Below are 18,286 nucleotides of genomic sequence, written 5' to 3' on the forward strand. Positions count from 1 at the left end.
CTCACGCCTCGGTCATTCCCCGGCCCTCCAGCACCTTGCGCAGAGCTCGCAGGGCGTAGAAAGCGCGGCTCTTGACCGTGCCGGGCGGGATGCCCAGGTGCTCGGCAGTCTGTGCCACGCTGCACTCCAGGCAGTACAGGAGCCTGATCACGGTCCGCTGCTGCTCGTTGAGGTCCTGCAGCGCGTTGAGTACCACGTGGAGGGTGAGCGCGTGGTCGGAGCTCTCCCAGGTGGTGTCGAGGTCCTCGATCGGCACCAGTTCCAGAGGGCGCAGGCCGCAGGCGCGGTGATGGTCGGTGACCAGGTTCCTGACCACGGTGAACAGCCACGGCCTCAGGTGCTCACTATGGCTTCTCAGGAAGGTGGCGTGCTTCCAGGCGCGCGCCGCCGTCTCCTGGAGGATGTCCTCGGCCTTGTGCCAGTCGCCCCCCAGCAGCCGTGCCGCGTAACGCAGGAGCAGGGGGCCGTGCCGGTCGTAGATCGTTTGGATGAGGGCGTGGTGGTCATCGTGGGGTGCGCAGCGCCGGGTCGATATCGGGCTCGGAGCGAGACTGACGCCTTCCGTCTTGGTGGTCCCCGTCATGGATGGTGCCCAATCGCTATCCGCCGGTGGTCATGTGGCGTGTTCCCGTGCCGGGGCAGGGGAGCGCGATCAATACTCTCCGCAAACCATTGGTCAAACGTTGTCGTTTGTTTGTCGTGGATGCGCGTCCGCCCTCGACCTGACCAGGTATGACGAGCATCTGAAGCGCTGACAGGGGCCGAGGGGTCAATCCTGGCGCGGACATGAGCGACACACTGTCGCCAGGATCGATCCCTTCGGCTGTTTCCGGTGGTCTGCCATGTCACCACTCGATGTCGTCACCTCGTCCACTGGCCGGGTGCTCACGGAACCCGTCCGGCACCAGATCGTCGGCCCGGTCCTCTCCCTGCGCAGACCGGAGACCGCCCGTCTGCTGCGCAGGATGCGGCGCCATCACGTCATGCCGGCCTTCTCCTACCCCTGGGGTTCGGAACAGGCGTACCTGGAGCTGCTGGGCGATGTGTGTCCCCTGGTGGTCCTGCACGTGCCGAACGAGGTGAGAGACGGCGATGTGGAGTCGAAAGTGAGGGTGCTGAGCAACTTCGGAGCTGTGATCGTGCTGACCTCCGGCCCCACCGACCCGGCGCGTCTTCTGCTGGCGGGAGCGGTCAATGTCCTGCCCCACGACCTGTCACCCCCGGAACTGGCCAGCAGGCTCGTCGCCGAACGCCGTTGGCTCACCCTGTCCCGCTCCGGCAGCGACCGACGTGTCGCCTGGAAGTTGCGTCATTTACCGGAAGTGCAGCAGACGTCCCAGCGAGTGCTGCTCCATCTGCTGTCCTCAGCGTCGCGCCCGCTGTGCTGTCACGACCTGTGTCTCCTCCTCGGTGGCGCGGACACACCTCTGAGGAGGCGCGCACTGCAGGCACGCATCAGACGCCTGGACGACCGCCTGGCGCAGCACGGGATGTCCCTGCGCAGGACCTCCGAATGGGGGCGGACGACCTTCAGAGGCATCCACGACCGGCACCGGTGAAAGAAAGAGGGCGAGCAAGGTCACCTGCCACCGGTCATGACACCGCTAAAATCCGACCGTGGTGGACATCGGCTGGCTCGAAAGCTTCCTGGCACTCGTCGAGCACGGCAGTTTCACACGTGCCGCGGAGGCGCAGCACGTGAGCCAGCCTGCCTTCAGCCGCCGGATCCGCGCCCTTGAGATCTGGTTCGGCGAGCCGTTGGTGGACCGCTCGACCTATCCCGTAAGCCTGACACCGGCGGGAGTCAAGGTCCGCGCCGGAGCGATCGAGACGGTGGCCGCCATCAGCGCGGTACGTGATGAGATCCGCGGACGGCAGCGGACACCGAGAGGAGCCGTGCGAGTCGCGGTGACTCACACGCTGGCCACCACGTTCTTCGCCCAATGGTGGGCGAGCTGCAGCGATCAGGGACCGGTGCCGTGTGTCCTGCTGCCGTCCAACACGCTCGATGCCTATGACGCCTTGCTCCACGGCGGCTGCGACCTGCTGCTCGCCTACGCGGATCCGGCTCTGCCGCTCAGTATTCCGGTCGCCGACGTGGAGTGGATGGTGCTGGCGGAGGATGTCCTCGCTCCGTACACGTCGGTCACCGGCCGGCAGCCGGACTTCTCGTTGCCCGGCACCGCCGCACATCCCGTGCCCATGGTCACCCACAGCCAGGGCGCGTTTCTCGGCCGGGTGACCGAGCGCATCCTCGCTGAGCGGGACCTCCACCTCCTGCCCATCGCGCAGAGCGACTTCACCTCGGGGCTGGCAGCTCTCATCGGCGCGGGAATGGGCGTCGGCTGGCTGCCCGGGCGTCTGGTGACCCCGCAACTCGCCGACGGCACACTGCAGCAGGTGGGTGACTCGTCGCTGACGGCGAGCATCGAGATCCGGCTGTACCGTGTGCCGTCCGACAAGGTGCCCGCCCGCGCGGCGGGCATCTGGCACCGTGCCGCCGGACTCGCGGCGGACGGCTCCTGACTATCCGGCCTCCCGGAGGCCTTCCGCCGGATACGGGCCCAGGCACTCCCGGACCACCGCGTCGGCCAGCAGATCGGTGGGATCGAGCAGGGGAGCCCCTCGCGATGCGGAGAGAAACCGGGCCGCCAGCGGGAGCTCGGTGCACGCCAGAACGATCAGCCGCCCCTCGTTACCCGCCATGGCCCGCACCGCCTTGTCCAGGTGCACACCGGCTGCCTCCGGGTCTCCCTGCTTGACCTTCTTGATGGCGAGATCCACCTGCACCTGCGTGGACTCTCCCGGCAGAGCCACGCCGAACCCCGCTTCCCGCAGCCGGTCCTGGTAGAGGCCGGAGGCGATCGTCCCGCGGGTGCCGAGCAGTCCGACGCTGCTCATCGCCCCGGCCCGCCGCTCGAGTTCCGCCACTGTCTCGGCGACCATGTCGAGGAACCGCAGGCCCGAGTCCTTGACGAGGGCCGGCAGGTAGACGTGCGCGGTGTGGCACGGCATCACCGCCAGGGTCACGCCGAGATCGCGCAGCCGGTTCGCTCCGCTCAGCATCGCCGGATAGGGGTCGGTGCCGGTGCCGATCACGGCCCCGACACGGTCGGGGACGGTCGGGTCGGCCCAGATCGCGACCCGGAGGTGGTCCTGGTCGCGGGTCACCCGGGTCCGGCCGATGAGCTTGGTGTAGAACTCGGCGGTGGCGGCCGGGCCCATCCCACCCAGAATGCCCACCAGGTGGTCGTGCGTGCTCACGGCGTCTGGAACGTGGACCGGTAACCGAACAGGGCCGCGCTTCCTCCGGTGTGCAGGAAGACGACGTTGTCGTCGGGGGCGAAGCGGCCGTCGGCTATGTTACCGATCAGTCCGGCGAATCCCTTGCCCGAGTACACGGGGTCGAGCAAGATGCCCTCGCAGGCGGCAACGAGGCGGACCGCTTCGGTCATGGTGTCCGTCGGGACGCCGTATCCACCGCCCACCCAGCGGTCGTCGACCAGAACGTCCTCCCGCTTGACGGCGCCCTCGGCACCGATGAGAGCCGCCGTGCGCTCGGCGAGACCGAATACGGCATCTATCTGGGCTTGTTCGGGCTGGCGCACACTGATGCCGAGCACCTTGGCCGGACTGTGCATCGCGCGCAGTCCCGCGACGAGGCCCGCCTGCGTACCCGTGCTCCCCGTCCCGTGCACGACCCAGTCGACGGGGACGGGCGCCGCCTCGAGCTCCTGCGCGCACTGGACGTAGCCCACCGCACCCAGCGGGTTGGACCCGCCGCCGGGAATCACGTAGGGCCGCCTCCCCTCCGCGCGCAGCTCGTCGGCCAGCAGCTCCATGGCTTCCTGCATGTCGGTCCCTGCAGGTACGCGGTCGACGATCTCGGCCCCGAGCAGCTCGTCCAGGAGGACGTTGCCGGAGAGCTCGTACTCCTCGTCCCGCGTCTGGCGCTTTTCCAGAAACAGCTTGCATTCCATGCCGGCGCGGGCGGCCGCCGCAGCGGTCTGCCGGGCGTGGTTCGACTGGGTCGCCCCTTGCGTGATGAGCACGTCGGCCCCCTGCCGGGCCGCCTCACCCACCAGGAACTCCAGCTTGCGTGTCTTGTTGCCGCCGGTCGCCAGCCCCGTGCAGTCGTCCCGCTTGATCCACAGTTCCGGCACCGAGGTGTAGCTCTGCCGCAGATGGGTGGTCAGCTGCTCCATCGGTTCGAGGGCGGTCGGGAAATGACCCAGTGGAAAGCGGGCGAAACGTGCCGTCTGGACCATGGAATGCTCCCCATCGGATTGCAGTGAATGAATGTTCCAGAAGGTAGGGCCCTCAGGAAGCGCTGTCCAATGTCGGTTCCGTCAGGGGTCATGCACAGACTGCATGGATATCGCCCCGTGCTTGACCTGGGTCACTTCGGCGAGCCAAATGACACGTCACCGGCAAGGGAAAGGACCTGTCACTCATGTCGAATGTGCAACCTGCTGCCGCGGCGAACGCCGGCCGCGTCGAGCACCGCAGACGAAAGTTCTCGATGCCCCCTCTGGGCGTGCAGGTGCTGATCGCGCTTGTGGTCGGTGCCCTGCTCGGTCTGGTGGCGCCGGCGTTCGGCGACCAGCTGAAGATCGTCGGGGATGCGTTCATCAGGCTGATCAAGATGACCATCGTGCCGTTGATCTTTCCGCTCATCGTTGTGTCCATAGCGCGGCTGGAGTCGGCGAAGACGGTGGGTCGCATGGCGACCAAGGCGATTCTCTACTTCGAGATCGTCACGACGGCCATTCTGGCGGTCACCCTCTTCGTGGCCTTCTACTCCGGCATCGGGAAGGACGCGAACCTCGGATCGGTCGACCCCGCCGAGACGGCGGGCATCGGGAGAGACATCGATCTGAAGGAACTCTTCCTGCATATCATTCCCGAGAACGTCTTTGCGTCGGCCGGCGAGGGGCAGCTGCTGGCCATCCTGTTTTTCGCCGTATTCCTCGGGATGGCGCTGACCAAGATCGGAGACAAGGCCAAACCAGTGGTTGCCGTCTTCGACGCCGTCGCCGACGCCATGTTCCAGATGATCACCTGGATCATCAAGCTGACCCCGCTGGCCGTCGTTGCCTTCGTCGCGTACAACACGGCTCACTACGGGTGGGACCTTGTGCTGAAGCTGGCGGTGTTCGTCGTCGTCTTCTACGCCGCCGTGCTCGTGGTGCTCGTCGTGCTGTTCCCGGTCATCGCCATCATCTTCCGGGTTCCGTACGTCCCGATGCTGCGCGCGGTCGGGGACCTGCTGTTCCTGGCGTTCGTGACGCGCAGTGCCGAGGTCGTACTGGCACCCCTGATCGAACGGCTCGACAAGTTCGGTGTGGACCGGAAGGTGTCCTCGTTCACGCTGCCCCTCGGCTACTCCTTCAACGCCGACGGCGCCACGATGTACGAAGGACTGGCAGTCGTCTTCCTCGCGCACGCCTACGGCGTCGAGCTGACGATCCCGCGTCTGCTGACCGCACTACTGGTACTGATGCTGCTGACCAAGGGCATCGCGGGCGTGCCGTCCGCCTCGATCGTCGTCCTGTTCTCGGCCGGCGCAGTGATCGGACTACCCGCGGAGGGCATCGCCATTCTGCTGGCCATCGACTTCGTGGTCGACATGGCACGGACCGCTTTGAACGTCACGGGCAACTCGCTCGCCGCTATGGTGATCGCGAAGTCGGAGGGTCAGTTCGTACACCGGGCCAAGACCAGCCCCGCCGCCCCTGCCGGGGAACCCGCTGCCCCCGAGCTCGCGGGAGAACCCACCGCCGTCGACATCGGTGGACGCAGCGACGCCTGACGAGGACCGAACGCGCTGACCGAGCGTCCCGGTACACCTCAGGGACGACAGCCCTGGACCGGCACCACGCCATACATCAGGGCGGCCGGTGTGTCCCCCGCCCGATGCCTGTGATCCAGTCGCATCGGCACCGCCTTACCCCCATTCTGTGATCGTGACCGTGCCCGTGCCACCGCCACCGCGGTGCTCGGGCCGTCGCCATGACCCGGCACCCCCGCCCACGGGGAGCTGACCAGGTGTCTTTCGGCCGCACCGACGAAATTTCCCCTCCTTTCAACATGAGTGGTGAGGCCTGCGTATCCCCTGATGACCACATCGTCTCCGGAAATGGAAAGCACCATGGTGTTCTGGCGCGGACTGGATGTGGACGGCCGTGTCGGTGAGCGGTAGTCCGGTGAGATGGCTGCGCGACCGGTTCGCGTCGAAAGAGGCCGAGCCGACCGCACTGAGGACGGAACGCGAGGTACAGGCCGCCTACGACCTCTACGGTGGTGAACTCTTCGGGTTCGCGTACAAGGCACTGGATGACCGTCAGCTCGCCGAGGACGTGGTCCAGGAGACCTTCGTCCGTGCGTGGAAGTCGCCCCGGGGCTTCGATCCGGGCCAGGGCAGCATGCGGACGTGGCTGTTCGCCATCGCCCGGAACGGAGTGGTGGACGCCCTGCGCCGGCGCAAGGTCCGGGAGGGAACCGGCTACTCCTCGTGGGACGCCGTGTCCGAGTCGTCCTCGGCGTTCGACCCCGTCGATCAGCTTCTCGAGCGGATTCAGCTCGGAGAGGCGTTGGAGCGGCTGAGCCCGCAGCACCGGGAGGCAGTGGTGGAGGTGTACTTCGGCGGCCGTACCTGTGCGGAGCTGGGTGAGGAGTTGGGGGTCCCGGCCTCCACGATGCGCAGCCGCCTCTACTACGGCGTGCGCGCGCTGCGACTCGTCCTGGAGGAGAACGGGTGGCTGGCACCATGAACAAGGAATGCATCCCCTTCCGTCCGCTGCTGACCGAGCACCTGCTTCTCGGGACACCACTGCCGGAGGACCTGGCCCGCCATCTGGACCAGTGCCCGGAGTGCACCCGCGAGGCCGCCGAGCTCGAGGACGTGGTCCGCACCCTGCGACGGGTCGACCCGTTCGCCGACTGGACAGGCGCACGGGGTTCCGCTTCCCGGGCGCGGCCCTCGAAGGACCTCGGCGACCGCATCCGCCAGGTCGTGGCCGATCCGAAGCCGGTCCGGCCCAGGTTCCGGCGTCGCGTCGCCCTGGGCGTGGCCGCCGCTTTCGTCACCGCGGCCGCGGCGGTCGTCCCCCTTTCCCTGGATCAGGACCAGCCGGCTCCCGCCACGGCGGTGGTGCTGGTCCGCGAGGGAACGATGATCGGCCATCCGTGGGGCACCGAGGTACCGGTGGCCCTGTCGGGTCTCGAGAAGGGTGAGACGTACCGGATGGTGACCGTCAACGCCGACGGCACGCGGGTCCCGGGCGGCAGTGTGCGCGCCGATTCCGGGGAGCAGGTGTCCACCCGCATGGTGACCGCCATGCGCAAGGACACGATCACCGCCCTGATCGTCGAGGACGGGGACGGACGCGTGGTGAGCCACGTTCGCGTCGTGCCTTCTCCGTCCCCCTCCCCGTCCCGGCCGGCCTGACGGCCCGGACACACGAACTCCCTGACGCCGCAATTCCCCAAGTGGTCAGACGGTCCGTCGCACCCGCAGGCGCGGTGGTCCCCCCTGCCCGAAAACAGACAATGGAGCAAGTACATGCCTACTGTGCGTCGTGCCACATGGATGCTGATCGCCGCGCTGGGGGTCGGAGGCGGAGGGCTCGCGGCCACGTCCATCGCGCAGGCCAGCCCGGAAACCACGGCCACCGAGGCCAGTGCCGCCCCCAAGCAGCGCCCGGTTCCGATCACGGGCCGGGACCGGCTCTACACGGCCGACCAGACCTCCAACACGGTGTCGGTGATCGACCCCTCCACCAACAGGACACTGGGCACGATCGCCCTGGGCGACCAGCGGGTGGGCAGCACCTTCAGCCCGCAGTACAGCGGTGACTCCGGAGTGCACGGTCTGGCGTACTCGCCCGATCACCGGAAGCTGGCCGTGGTGAGCGTCACCAGCAACACCGTCCACATGGTCGACACCAGGACCAACAAGGTCCTCAACACCACCGACGTGGGCCGCGCCGCCCACGAGGGCAGCTTCACCGCCAACGGCAAGCAGTTCTGGGTCGCCAACCGGGGCCGCGACACGATCTCGGTCGTCGACGTCGAGCGCGGAGGCGTCATCGCCACGGTGCGCGTCGGTGAGGGGCCGTCGAAGGTGCTGATGAGCCCCGACGGCAGGTACGCGTACGTCAACTTCACCAGCAAGGCCGAAGTCAGCGTCATCGACGTGCGCACCCGCAAGATCAAGGACCGCATCACCGGTCTCGGCGCCACCTTCTCCTCCGACCAGGCCATCTCCGCCGACGGCAAGCGCATCTGGGTCTCCCACAAGCGCGACGGCAAGATCACCGTGGTGGACCTCACGCGCAGGAAGGTGGTCACCGTCCTCAACACCGGACCCGACACCAATCACCCGCAGTTCATCGAGAACAGCAAGGGGAAGTTCGTCTACCTGACCATGGGAGGGCTGGACGAGACCTGGGTCTACAAGCGGACCAGCGGTGCTCCCGAACTCATCACCAAGATCAAGAACAAGGGGCACGCACCGCACGGCGCGTGGGGCAGCGGTGACGGCTCCCGCCTGTACGTCGGCCTGGAGAAGTCCGATGCGGTGGACGTCATCGACACCCGCACCAACAAGGTGATCGACACCATCGCGACGGGCCAGGAACCGCAGGCCATCGTCTACGCCCCGAGGGCCACCGACCGTGCCGGCAACGCCCCGGGCCTCGGCCGGCAGGGTCTCGGCCAGCAGGCGTATAACGTGCCGACCACGCTGCCGAACGGCAGCCGCGGTGACACCCTCGACCCGGTCAAGGGCCGTGTCCTGGAGGCCACCGTCCGCCCGGTGGCCGGACTGGACATGATCCAGCTCCAGGCGCGGGGCCTTCAGCCGGACACCGTCTACCAGGCCTACTCCGTGGCCGCCGACGGCAAGAAGACCGTGCTGCGTTCGTTCCCCACCGACAAGGGTGGCAAGACACCCATGGCGCTCTCCTTCGGCGCCTTCAACGGCGAGAGCATCGCCATCGAGGTCAAGGGCGAGGTGACCCCCGTCCAGAAGGCGAACTTCGCCGCCCAGGCCAGCGGACACGGCCACTCGGTCAAGGCCACCGACCTTCTGTACTGCGACTGCTGCTGACCTGTTCCTTAACCGGAAGGACGTGAACCATGCCCCGCCGCATTCGACGGCACATCGCCTCCCTGGTCACCGTGGCCGCCGGTGCGGCGGGCGCAGTTCTGCTCGTGTCCGGCATCGCGGCAGCCCATGTCTCGGTGACCGGTGATGTCATCCCCGGAAAACCCGCCACGCTCGAGTTCCGCGTCCCCAGCGAGCTCGCCGACGCCAGCACGATCCGCGTCGCCGTCATCGTTCCGCCGGAGCTCGAGGTCACCGACGTACCGGCGGTGGAGGGCTGGACCGGGAAGAAGATAGCCGGGCCCGCCGACGAGGGCACGCAGTTGCTCTGGACGGCGAAGCCCGGCTACGACATCCCGCCCAAGGAAAGCGGGACCTTCACGGTGAAGGTGGGCCCCGTACCCGACCGGTACTCCCTCGACTTCCCCTCCGAGCAGACCTACTCCAACGGCACGATCGCCGCGTGGAACCAGCCGGCGACCGGCAGCGAGGACCCGGAGTTCCCCCTGCCGGTGCTCACCGTCAACCCGGAGGCGGATCCGCCGGCCCGGCAGGCCACCGGTTCCTCACCGTCGGCCGCGACGGACGGGGCGGAGACGGCCCCCGCGCCGACCGTCGCGGCCACGCCGACACCGTCGGCCGCCGCCGAGGAGGCGGGTTCGTCCCTCGGCATCGTCGTCGGGATCGGCGCGGCGGCCGCGGTGGGCGGGGCCGTCCTGCTGCAGCGTCGCAGAAGTCGGAGTGTGTCCCCCTAGACCCGCATCGGCCCTCGCCCCGGTCCCGCACTCTCCGCCCCGAACACTCGGCCACGGTTTTGCCCCGACTCCCCGACAAGGCAACCCGATGTCCCACACAGCACTTCTTCCTCGTCACATTGAAGCCGCTCGCCGTCCTGGTACGGCGCCGCGGGTAGCCGGCGTGGTCATGAGGGCGCACGAGCGCGGTGTCCGCGACGCACGCCGCTTCACCGCCGCCGTCCTGGCCCGCTGGGGAATCCACGGTGAGGAGGCCGACGCAGCGGTGCTCATCGTGAGCGAGCTGACCACCAACGCCGTGCAGCACGGGGGCTCCGATCTCACGATGACGCTGGCACTCGTCGGGAACACCCTGCGGGTCGACGTCACGGACTACGGCGGGCCCGACCCGCGCCCCAAAGCGGCCGAGGCCGACGAGTGCGGGCGAGGTCTGGACATCGTCGGCTGCCTCGCTTCCCGGACCGAGACGGCGCGAGGGGTTTGGGGACTGCGGGTGAGCGCGGAGGTCGGTATCAGGGAATCCGGCCGGCCGGTGCGGTTCTGACGCTCTCGCACATCCTGTCGAGCAGTCGGGATCAGCGGCCCAGTGGCCTCGTGGGCACCGCCGCTGCCAGCAGTGGCACACGGCGCAGGTCTTCGGAGGTGCGGGGCAGGCCCCCGAGAGCGCAGACGGCGCGCATGCAGATGCTGTAGTCGGGTTCGTCGGACGACTCCCGGTAGTCCGCTTCGAATATGCCGGCATCCTGGAATGCCATGCACAGTTCCTCCGGCATCCCGGAGAGGTCCCCCGGGAGTACGAGGTCGTCGACGTCGACATGGCGGAGCTCCGCTCCGTCGACGGCGTAGTCGAGGCTGGCATCTGCGTTCAAGGTGTACACGCTCGTGGCCGCCGTCCGGCCGTCGCGGGACAGTGCGGCCGCGCGGTCCCAGGTCGCCCCGGAGTCGTCATACACGAAGGTCCACGCACCGGCGCTGCCGGCCATCAGCGTGGCTGAGGGCCATTCCGTGCCGAGGACGGTTTTGGGCAGTGAGGTGAACGCATTGGGCTTGGCGGAGGGGTCGGGCAGCACACACGGACGGATCTCCTGTGGTGGGGCGCCCAGTGCCTCCAGCGCGGCCGCTGGGTCAAGGCCACGGACCACGTGCAGGCTGTGATGGGGATCCTCTGTGGCCACATCCGTGATCCATATGGGCGTTCCCTCGGAGTCGAGGGTGCCCACCGGGAATCCAGGCGTCGGCATGTGCGGGTCTTTTCCTTGTCGTCGGTTGTGCGGAACCGCTCCGTGGTTCCCCCTTACGGGTGTCAGGGGCGGCGGGCGTTCTCCAGGTAGTGCAGGACGGCGGCGACCCGGCGGTCGACCTGCTGGGTGGGTGCCAGGTCCAGCTTGGCGAAGATGTTGCGGATGTGTTTGTGGACGGCGCCGTCGGTGACGACGAGCCGCCCGGCGATGGCGCTGTTGCCCAACCCCTCGGCCATCAGGCCGAGTACGTCCCGCTCACGCGGGCTGAGGCGTTCCAGCCGGGTGTCCTGGCGCGAGCGGGTGAACAACTGGGCGACCACCTCGGGGTCGATGGCGGTACCGCCGTCCGCCACCCTCCGCAGGGCGTCGAGGAACTCCTCCACCCGTCCGACCCGCTCCTTGAGCAGATAGCCGAGGCCGCCGACCCCGCCGGTGAGCAGATCGGTGGCGAAGCTCTGCTCGACGTAGGCGGACAGCACCAGGACGGCGAGCCCGGGGTGGCGGCGGCGGGCCTCGACGGCGGCGCGGATGCCCTCGTCGGTGTGGGTGGGCGGCATCCGTACGTCGAGGATGGCGACGTCGGGCCGGTGGGTGTCGATGGCGTCGAGGACGTCGTCGGCGGTGCCCACCTTCGCGACCACGTCCAGCGACTCGGCGCGCAGCAGCAGGGCCAGTCCCTCGCGCAGCAACGGGTCGTCCTCGGCCATCACGATCCGCATGGAAGGTCCACCTCGAGAAGGGTCGGTCCGCCGCGCGGACTGGTCAGGCGCAGCACACCGTCGTGTGCCGCGATGCGGCGGCGGATGCCGGACAGGCCGGACCCGCCCGCCTCGTCGGCGCCTCCCGAGCCGTCGTCCTCGACGCGCAGCTTGAGCCGGCCGCCCCGGCCGCGCACGGTGACGGTGGCCCGGGTGGCACCGCTGTGCTTGGCGATGTTGGTGAGGGCCTCGGCCACCACGAAGTAGGCGGTCGCCTCGACCGACGCCGCGCACCGTTCGGGCAGGTCGACGTCGGTCCGGCAGGGCACCGCGCAGTTCGCCGCGAGACCCGAGAGCGCTCCGGCCAGCCCGCGGTCGGAGAGAACGGGCGGGAGGATGCCGCGCGCGACGGCTCTCAGTTCGGCCAGCGCCTGCTCGGCGGCGGACTGGGCGCGTTCGAGGACTTCGTCGGCACCGGCGGGGTCGCGGGCCACCATGCGGCGGGCCGCGCCGAGCAGCACCGTGACGGTGACGAGGCGGTTCTGCGTGCCGTCGTGCAGGGATCGCTCGATCCTCCGCAGTTCGACGGCGTGGGCGTCCAGCGCGGCGGCCCGCGTCGCGGTCAGCTCGGCCACCCGCAGCGACAGGTCGGTGTCCGGCCCGGCCGCCAGGAGGCGCAGGGCGGGCCGCGCCTGCAGGCGGGCCATGCCCGGCCCCAGGCCGAGGACGATGGCGATCCAGCCCACCCCGAGCAGGGACACCACGGACGCCTCCGCCCAGGAATCCGCGGTCCCGAACCCCAGCGAGGTGCTGGTGGAACCCTCCGGGGCGAACGGCCACAGCAGCGGGAAGGCGGTGTCGCGGACCGCCACGACCGGCAGCAGCAGTCCGAGCAGGCCGAGGAGCAGACCGAAGGTGGCGTGCACCAGCAACCAGCGCGTCTCGCGGCGGGTGGTGGCATCGGCCAGAGCGGGCCGCAGCCGGGTGGGCGGTGGTTCCGGGGGCACGATGTCGAGACCGTGACGGGCGAGCCGTGTGCGTTCCCGACCGGCGAGCGCGTGCAGCCCCCGTAGCACGGCCGGGGCGAACAGCAGTCCCACGCCCGCCAGACTGGCCGCCGCCGTCAGCACGAGGCAGCCGAGGCCGACCAGGGCGAGCACGGCCGTGCCGAGACCGCCCACGAGCTGCCCCAGCGCGGCCAGCGCGGCGGACACGGAACCGGCGACGGTCTCCCTGAAAGGCTCTCTCGCGCCGTGCCCGGACCGGCCGCCGGAGCTTTTGTTGTGCCGGGTGGCCACCTCTCACCTTTCGCCGGCCTGCCGCTACGCCGGTCACCCTATGCCCCGCGGTGCCGCGCACCGAGAGGGAGCGGGGAAGAGTACAGCCTGCTGTACCACCGGTCCGGCGGCCCGAGGGATCGGCGCGGGCGACGCCGGTCCGTAGCGTCGAGGACCTCCCACCGTCGTCCTCCGTGACCCGCACAGTCGCGTACGCCGTCGAAAGAGCAGCCATGACGCACACGGACCCCTCCCACCTCCCGCGGGACGGCACCGGTGGGGGAGTGGCGCACGCGCGCTTCTGGCGGTTGCGGTCGACACGCCGGACTCCACGCGGCGCTCAGAAGCCCGATTCACCCGGCCGTGTCACCACCGCGAAGGCGTCGATCGTGCCGCTGCGCTCGAAGCGCAGCGTGAACCGGATGAGATCACCCGGGCGCCAGCCGCGTTGGGCGAGCAGCGTCACGTTCACCCCGTGGGGCGACATGGACAGCCGAGTACCGGCGGGGACTTCCGTCGAGTCCAGGTACGCCTTGGTGGCGGCCCCTCGGCCCGCCTTGGCGTGGCGGCTGATCTCGGCCTGCTTGCCCGTGTAGGTCACCGCGACCAGCCGGTCGCCCGCGTCACCGGTGTTGGAGACGTCGAAGTACGCGGACGTCTCCCTCGTATCACCGAACGGCAGCAGAACACGGCCGTACGACACATCGATCCGGGCGGTAGGCCGGCCCGCCCCGCCCGCGCCGACCCATGCGGTGAGCCCGCCGAGGGCCACGCCGCAGGCGACGACGGGTGCGAGCGCGGCCAGTGCGGTGTCGGTCAGGCGGCGGCGGTCGAGCCGCCGGAAGGAACGGGTCATCGCACACGCCTCCGTGGGGCCGAGGGCTGCCAGGTGCGCAGCCGCAGACTGTTGCCGACGACCAGCAGCGAACTCACGGACATCGCCGCGGCGGCCACCATGGGGTTGAGCAGCCCCACCATGGCGAGCGGCACCGTCACCACGTTGTAGCCGAACGCCCAGACGAGGTTGACGCGGATCGTGCCCAGGGTGCGCCGCGCGAGCTCCACCGCGTCCGCGAGGGCGTCGATGTTGCCACGGGCGAGCGTCACGTCGGCCGCCGTGATGGCCACATCGGTGCCGCTGCCCATGGCGATGCCCAGGTCGGCACCGGCGAGTGCCGCGGCGTCGTTCACGCCGTCGCCGACGACGGCGACCCGGTAGCCCTGCTCCCGCAGATCCTCGACGAGACGTGCCTTGTCCTCGGGACTGCGGCGGGCGTGTACGTCGTCGATGCCGAGGGCGTCCGCCACCGCCCGTGCGGGTGCCTCGCGGTCGCCGGTGGCGAGCACCGGGCGCACACCGAGACGCCGCAGCCGGTCCACCGCCCGGAAGCTGCCGGGCCGTACGACGTCCCCCACCTCGATCAGCGCCTGATCCACGCCGTCCACGCGCACCAGCACCGGGGTACGGGCGGCGGTCTCGGCCGCCGCCAGGGCGTCGGCCAGCGGGCGCGGCAGGTCGTCGCCGGGCGCGAGGACCTCCACCCGGCCGCCCTCCACCAGGCCGGACACTCCCCGCCCGGTCAGGGCACGGAAGTCACGCACCTCGGGGAGGCGCTGTCCCGCGGGTTCCTTCCGGGCGTATGCGACGATCGCCCGTCCCAGCGGGTGTTCAGAGCCCTGCTCGACCGCGCCGGCCAGGCGCAGCACCGTGGCCTCGTCGGGCCCGTCGGGGACCGTCGTCACGCGGGCCACGCTCATGTGCCCGGAGGTGAGGGTGCCGGTCTTGTCCAGCACGACCGCGTCGAGGTGCTGGAGACCTTCCAGGGCCTGCGGGCCTCTGACGAGGACACCGATCTGGGCACCGCGGCCTGTGGCGGCCATGAGCGCGGTGGGCGTGGCCAGGCCGAGGGCGCAGGGGCAGGCCACGACCAGGACGGCGACGCACGCGGTGATGGCCGGCTGGGCGTCGGCCCCGGCGCCGAGCCAGAAACCCAGGGTGGTCACGGCCAGGGCCAGCACCACCGGGACGAAGAACCCGGCGACGGTGTCGGCCAGGCGCTGGGCCTTCGCCTTGCCTGCCTGGGCGTCGGTCACCAGCTGCGCGATACGGGCGAGCTGGGTGTCGGCGCCGACGGCGGTGGCCCGTACGAGCAGCAGCCCGCCGGCGTTGACGGCGCCGCCGACCACCGCCGAGCCCGGTGCCACCTCCACCGGCTCGCTCTCGCCGGTGACCAGGGACAGATCCACGGCGGAACTGCCCTGCACGACCTCGCCGTCGGTGGCGACCCGCTCACCGGGCCGCACCATGAAGACCTGGCCCGTGGTCAGTTCCTCGATGGGAACGAGCCGTTCGGATCCGTTCTCGTGGAGCGAGACCTCCTTCGCCGTCAGCCGGGCCAGCGACCGGAGCGCCTCGCCGGTTCCGCTTCGCGCGCGTGCCTCCAGGAAGCGCCCGGCCAGTACGAACAACGGGACGCTCACGGTCGCTTCGAGGTAGATCGCCGGGGCGTCCGGGGAGGCGCCGGGGACGAGGGAGAAAGCCATTTCCATGCCCGGCTCCCCGGCACCGCCCAGGAACAGGGCGTACGTCGACCACAGGAAGGAGGCCACCACCCCCAGCGACACCAGGGTGTCCATGGTCGCCGACGAGTGGCGCAGCCCGCGCAGGGCCCGCACGTGGAAGGGCCACGCGCTCCAGAAGACGACCGGAGCGGTGAGCGCGAAGCACAGCCACTGCCAGTTGCGGAACTGCAGCGCGGGCACCATCGACACCACGAGCACGGGCACCGCCAGCAGCGCGGTGACCAGGAGCCGGTTGCGGTCCTGCCGTGAGGCCTCGGCCCCGGCGGTGTCAGCGGTCTCCTCGTCGTCGCCCTCGGCCTTCGCCTTGCGGGGCGGCTTTGGCAGCTCGGCGGTGTAACCGGCCTTCACCACGGCCGCGACGAGCTCCTCGGCGGCGATGTCCGGCGGGTGCTCGACACGGGCACGGCCGGTCGCCAGGTTGACGCTCGCCGTGACCCCTTCCAGCCTGCCGAGCTTCTTCTCCACGCGGTTCACGCAGGCAGCGCAGGTCATGCCGCCGACGGTCAGGTCGGTGGTGACGGTCCCGGAAGTCACTGGTCCGGTGTCCATCGGTGTCCTCCTCAGCCCATTCCGCCCATGTCCATGTCCTGCACGTCTCCGCCGCCGTCCGGCGATGTGCCCCCGGGGCTGGTGCCGGACATGCCCGGCGACACCGGACCGGCGGCAGAGCCGACGGCGTAGGAGAGCGCGAACATCAGCGTCAAGAGGAGCAGGAAGCCGAGCAGGGCGGGTGGGAGCACCGCTCTCCGCACCGCAGCGCCCCCGGCGGGCGACTTCTGTCGGGATTCGGCCATCACAGGTCTCCAGGTCGCGTTGTACGACGGTGGTCGGATTCCGCCGTACTGCTTGAGGAGTCGGGACGGCTGGGGCGTGAGTTCCCGGGCGAGGGAGTGGTGCGTATCACAGTCGCCGGCCCAGGTGCGGAAATCCGTTGAACGACGCTCACGGTGCTGCTCGGGCGCGGGCGGTTCAACGGTTCTTGAATTCCACGTCCGCCCGGGTGAAGGGAACCTCCCGTTGCAGCATGGCCTGAGGGCGGATGAAGTCCTTGAGCAGCACCCGGACCAAGGCCTCGCCCGACATGCTTTTCAGGCGACTGGCCACGTGTGGCCGGGTGCGCTCGATGCGGGCGATCTCGACGACGCAGCGCAGTGCCAAACCAGGGATGACGTCGGCGCCTACAAGGATGTTCGCTGTGCCTGGCTCCGGACGGACGTCAGTCGTTCCGACGCCGTTGTACTGGATATGCCCGGTTTTGTGGGACAGTTGCCCCGGCCTGTAGATGCGCACCTTGTGGGAGTAGTCCTTGGAGTCCTTCAGTGCCTTTGCGCGTTCCTGCCGCAGCCTTTCCAGCTTTTCCTGGTCGATTTTCGCGAGGACGGCCTTCAGCAAGTCCTCTTCCTCCCGGAGCTGTCGCATGATCCTGACCAGCCTGTACGGCATGTCCTCGTCGTCGTCCTCGTACTCCATCAGGTCGTGGGCCCGTCGGGCCAGGCCGGCCACCAGATCGACCGAATCCTCCACCTCGTTGAAGAGTGCTTTCGCCGTGTAAAGGGCTCTCCTCAGCTTCCCTTCCGGTGACTTGGCGGGAACGTTGACATACTCGTCCATATGACCGGTCCAGTTTGTGTCCTCCAGTAGCGTCTTGTCGACTTTGCGGATGTAGGAGATCAGTTCACCCTGGTCATTTGCACGGAGGGTGGGCATCTCGCGTTCCAGGAAGTCGTTCAGCATCACCCAGCCGTTTTGCTGTTCCAGCCTGTCGATGGGAACCGTGATACGGGCGGGGTCGTCGCCGCCGAACCGGCTGGCACGGAATGTGGAAACCGCAGGCTCGATGTAGAAGAAGACGAATCCATGGTCGGCCAGGTGTTCGATGTCGTAGGACCCGGAGTTGTACTCGAAGGAACCGGTGTTCTCATCTTCCAGCACCGCCTGGGACTTGAGTGCGGGGCCTGGCTGGTGGGCGTTCTCCGGCCCGAGAATGCGCTCTACTCGATCGGCCGGCGAGTAGTGGCGCAGCACACACCGGCGCAGGGCAGCCTCGATCTCCGCCCGCTTCTGGTCGACCCACGGGCTGTCCGTTTTCCCGCTTGCCGCGTGTTGCCGGCGCGCCTCGACGACGGCGGGGTCCTCGTCCAGGGACCGCACATTGCCCGCGGACATGGCGCGAAAATATTCGCTGTAGGAGTAGTTGACCGAGTGGCCTTTCAGCTCGGGAGTATTCCAGATGCCGCCGAAATGAAGCATCAAGAAGTAGCCGTAGTTGCGCCATTGTTCGTTGAGTGACGTGAGGGCGTTGGTGATCTCACTGCGCAACGCCTGTCGGTGGTGCGTGTAGTCGTTACACCATTGCTGAAATGCGGTGTCGGTGTCCGCCAGGCGCTCGATGTGGTCCAGGATCTCCCGGACCTCGTTCGCCTTCTGGAGAGGAATCTGTGGCCTCTTTCCCTCCTGATAGTCGCGATTCATCAGGGCAGTGAAGTGACGCTTCGCTGACTGCCGGAAAATGTTTGTGCGACGCACCAGTTCGTTTACGGCCACGCCCACCTGGTCCGGCGGATGCGGCTGTTGACTGTCGGGTGCGGGGGGCGGGGTGACTCGTCGGCCGCGGGACTCGTCC

18 protein-coding genes are annotated in these 18,286 nt (G+C 69.1%); 8 read left to right on the forward strand and 10 right to left on the reverse strand.

The window, feature by feature from the left end:
- Position 1: 1 nt before the first annotated feature.
- Positions 2-583, reverse strand: coding sequence for a sigma-70 family RNA polymerase sigma factor (locus BU52_RS31350; protein ID WP_037940951.1), 582 nt, complete (start codon positions 581-583; stop codon positions 2-4).
- 259 nt (positions 584-842) lie between these two features.
- Here BU52_RS31350 and BU52_RS31355 point away from each other — a divergent pair, with 259 nt between their 5' ends.
- The gene (locus BU52_RS31355; protein ID WP_037940952.1) at positions 843-1,559 is read left to right on the forward strand and encodes a hypothetical protein; all 717 of its coding nucleotides are present in this window, start codon (positions 843-845) and stop codon (positions 1,557-1,559) included.
- 58 nt (positions 1,560-1,617) lie between these two features.
- On the forward strand, positions 1,618-2,526 hold the full coding sequence (locus tag BU52_RS31360; protein ID WP_063830052.1) for a LysR family transcriptional regulator: 909 nt from the start codon (positions 1,618-1,620) through the stop codon (positions 2,524-2,526).
- Here BU52_RS31360 and cuyB read toward each other — a convergent pair whose 3' ends face one another.
- Both cuyB and cuyA read right to left on the reverse strand, forming a co-directional pair.
- Entirely contained in the window at positions 2,527-3,264 is a 738-nt protein-coding gene (gene cuyB / locus BU52_RS31365) for a cysteate racemase (RefSeq protein WP_107061322.1), read from the reverse strand.
- Positions 3,261-4,268, reverse strand: a complete 1,008-nt coding sequence (gene cuyA, locus BU52_RS31370; RefSeq protein WP_037940954.1) for a D-cysteate sulfo-lyase — start codon at positions 4,266-4,268, stop codon at positions 3,261-3,263. The genes cuyB and cuyA overlap by 4 nt, the downstream gene beginning before the upstream one ends.
- Before the next feature lie 185 nt (positions 4,269-4,453).
- Between cuyA and BU52_RS31375 the strand changes: the two genes are divergently transcribed.
- The 6 genes from BU52_RS31375 to BU52_RS31400 all read left to right on the forward strand — a co-directional run bounded on the left by BU52_RS31375 (position 4,454) and on the right by BU52_RS31400 (position 10,408).
- The gene (locus BU52_RS31375) at positions 4,454-5,812 is read left to right on the forward strand and encodes a dicarboxylate/amino acid:cation symporter (protein WP_078903546.1); all 1,359 of its coding nucleotides are present in this window, start codon (positions 4,454-4,456) and stop codon (positions 5,810-5,812) included.
- A 379-nt stretch (positions 5,813-6,191) separates the two neighbouring features.
- Complete coding sequence (locus tag BU52_RS31380) at positions 6,192-6,773, forward strand: sigma-70 family RNA polymerase sigma factor (RefSeq protein ID WP_235216470.1); 582 nt, start codon at positions 6,192-6,194, stop codon at positions 6,771-6,773.
- Positions 6,758-7,450, forward strand: a complete 693-nt coding sequence (locus tag BU52_RS31385; RefSeq protein WP_157847939.1) for a hypothetical protein — start codon at positions 6,758-6,760, stop codon at positions 7,448-7,450. The genes BU52_RS31380 and BU52_RS31385 overlap by 16 nt, the downstream gene beginning before the upstream one ends.
- 114 nt (positions 7,451-7,564) lie before the next feature.
- Complete coding sequence (locus BU52_RS31390; protein WP_078903548.1) at positions 7,565-9,112, forward strand: YncE family protein; 1,548 nt, start codon at positions 7,565-7,567, stop codon at positions 9,110-9,112.
- A gap of 29 nt (positions 9,113-9,141) precedes the next feature.
- On the forward strand, positions 9,142-9,864 hold the full coding sequence (locus BU52_RS31395; protein ID WP_037940959.1) for a DUF1775 domain-containing protein: 723 nt from the start codon (positions 9,142-9,144) through the stop codon (positions 9,862-9,864).
- A gap of 169 nt (positions 9,865-10,033) precedes the next feature.
- Positions 10,034-10,408: an ATP-binding protein gene (locus BU52_RS31400; protein WP_157847940.1), complete on the forward strand. Its 375-nt coding sequence runs from the start codon at positions 10,034-10,036 to the stop codon at positions 10,406-10,408.
- Between the two features lie 31 nt (positions 10,409-10,439).
- Here the strand turns inward: BU52_RS31400 and BU52_RS31405 are convergent, their stop codons facing one another.
- From BU52_RS31405 to BU52_RS31435, 7 genes are all read right to left on the reverse strand, one after another.
- Positions 10,440-11,105 carry a hypothetical protein gene (locus tag BU52_RS31405; RefSeq protein WP_051858744.1) on the reverse strand — a complete coding sequence of 222 codons (666 nt, stop codon included), beginning with the start codon at positions 11,103-11,105 and terminating at the stop codon, positions 10,440-10,442.
- Positions 11,106-11,167: 62 nt separating this feature from the next.
- Positions 11,168-11,824 (reverse strand): response regulator, encoded by a 657-nt coding sequence (locus BU52_RS31410; RefSeq protein WP_037940961.1) that lies wholly within the window; start codon positions 11,822-11,824, stop codon positions 11,168-11,170.
- Entirely contained in the window at positions 11,812-13,017 is a 1,206-nt protein-coding gene (locus tag BU52_RS31415) for a sensor histidine kinase (protein ID WP_051858745.1), read from the reverse strand. Before BU52_RS31415 ends, BU52_RS31410 begins: the two co-directional genes overlap by 13 nt.
- 403 nt (positions 13,018-13,420) lie before the next feature.
- A complete protein-coding gene (locus BU52_RS31420) occupies positions 13,421-13,936 on the reverse strand; it encodes a copper chaperone PCu(A)C (protein ID WP_037940966.1) in 516 nt (171 codons plus the stop codon).
- Positions 13,933-16,212, reverse strand: coding sequence for a heavy metal translocating P-type ATPase (locus BU52_RS31425; protein ID WP_037940968.1), 2,280 nt, complete (start codon positions 16,210-16,212; stop codon positions 13,933-13,935). Before BU52_RS31425 ends, BU52_RS31420 begins: the two co-directional genes overlap by 4 nt.
- An 11-nt stretch (positions 16,213-16,223) precedes the next feature.
- On the reverse strand, positions 16,224-16,457 hold the full coding sequence (locus tag BU52_RS31430) for a hypothetical protein (protein ID WP_037940969.1): 234 nt from the start codon (positions 16,455-16,457) through the stop codon (positions 16,224-16,226).
- A 175-nt stretch (positions 16,458-16,632) separates the two neighbouring features.
- On the reverse strand, positions 16,633-18,286 hold a 1,654-nt coding region (locus BU52_RS31435; protein ID WP_235216471.1), incomplete at its 5' end, for a hypothetical protein.

This window comes from Streptomyces toyocaensis, from assembly GCF_000725125.1.
GTDB lineage: Bacteria > Actinomycetota > Actinomycetes > Streptomycetales > Streptomycetaceae > Streptomyces > Streptomyces toyocaensis.

What these genes read in the sequence shown, in the direction of transcription:
- BU52_RS31350 (WP_037940951.1), bottom strand. Translation starts at nt 583, where the DNA reads ATGACGGGGACCACCAAGACGGAAGGCGTCAGTCTCGCTCCGAGCCCG.
- BU52_RS31355 (WP_037940952.1), top strand. Translation starts at nt 843, where the DNA reads ATGTCACCACTCGATGTCGTCACCTCGTCCACTGGCCGGGTGCTCACG.
- cuyA (WP_037940954.1), bottom strand. Translation starts at nt 4,268, where the DNA reads ATGGTCCAGACGGCACGTTTCGCCCGCTTTCCACTGGGTCATTTCCCG.
- BU52_RS31375 (WP_078903546.1), top strand. Translation starts at nt 4,454, where the DNA reads ATGTCGAATGTGCAACCTGCTGCCGCGGCGAACGCCGGCCGCGTCGAG.
- BU52_RS31390 (WP_078903548.1), top strand. Translation starts at nt 7,565, where the DNA reads ATGCCTACTGTGCGTCGTGCCACATGGATGCTGATCGCCGCGCTGGGG.
- BU52_RS31395 (WP_037940959.1), top strand. Translation starts at nt 9,142, where the DNA reads ATGCCCCGCCGCATTCGACGGCACATCGCCTCCCTGGTCACCGTGGCC.
- BU52_RS31400 (WP_157847940.1), top strand. Translation starts at nt 10,034, where the DNA reads ATGAGGGCGCACGAGCGCGGTGTCCGCGACGCACGCCGCTTCACCGCC.
- BU52_RS31405 (WP_051858744.1), bottom strand. Translation starts at nt 11,105, where the DNA reads ATGCCGACGCCTGGATTCCCGGTGGGCACCCTCGACTCCGAGGGAACG.
- BU52_RS31410 (WP_037940961.1), bottom strand. Translation starts at nt 11,824, where the DNA reads ATGCGGATCGTGATGGCCGAGGACGACCCGTTGCTGCGCGAGGGACTG.
- BU52_RS31420 (WP_037940966.1), bottom strand. Translation starts at nt 13,936, where the DNA reads ATGACCCGTTCCTTCCGGCGGCTCGACCGCCGCCGCCTGACCGACACC.
- BU52_RS31425 (WP_037940968.1), bottom strand. Translation starts at nt 16,212, where the DNA reads ATGGACACCGGACCAGTGACTTCCGGGACCGTCACCACCGACCTGACC.
- BU52_RS31430 (WP_037940969.1), bottom strand. Translation starts at nt 16,457, where the DNA reads ATGGCCGAATCCCGACAGAAGTCGCCCGCCGGGGGCGCTGCGGTGCGG.